Source organism: Brucella grignonensis (assembly GCF_002252505.1).
Taxonomy (GTDB): Bacteria; Pseudomonadota; Alphaproteobacteria; order Rhizobiales; family Rhizobiaceae; genus Brucella; species Brucella grignonensis.
On sequence record NZ_NNRL01000027.1, the window covers coordinates 1 to 356 of the forward strand.

Consider the following 356-nt stretch of genomic DNA (forward strand, 5'->3'; position numbering starts at 1 on the left):
GCACAGGCTCCAGAGATGTCCAAACCGCCTGCCTTGCCGATGCTCGCGCCGGTCACCGAGTTCGCATCAACTGTCGATGAAGAAGCCAAGCAGCGTGCGCTGGAGGTTCCCCGTTACAGACAGCAGCGCGCCGCACTTGCCGAGGCCGTGCAGCGCATCTGGCGCGATCCCGCCGCGGCACTCGCCACGATCGAGGATCTGGTCGTCAAGGGCGTGAAGCCCGAGCGCCACGCTCGTGCCGTCGGGAACGACCCTGCCGCCTATGGCGCATTGCGCGGTTCCGACCGTGTTGTGGATCGGCTCATGGCCACCGGGAGGGAACGCAAGGCGGCGGTCGAAGCCGTGGGCAGTGTCAC

At 67.1% G+C, this 356-nt stretch carries 1 protein-coding gene; it reads left to right on the top strand.

All coding sequences use genetic code 11. The features are described 5' to 3' along the window. Positions 1 to 356: BID domain-containing protein (locus CEV33_RS00295; RefSeq protein WP_141211515.1), on the top strand; the 356-nt coding region annotated here is incomplete at both ends.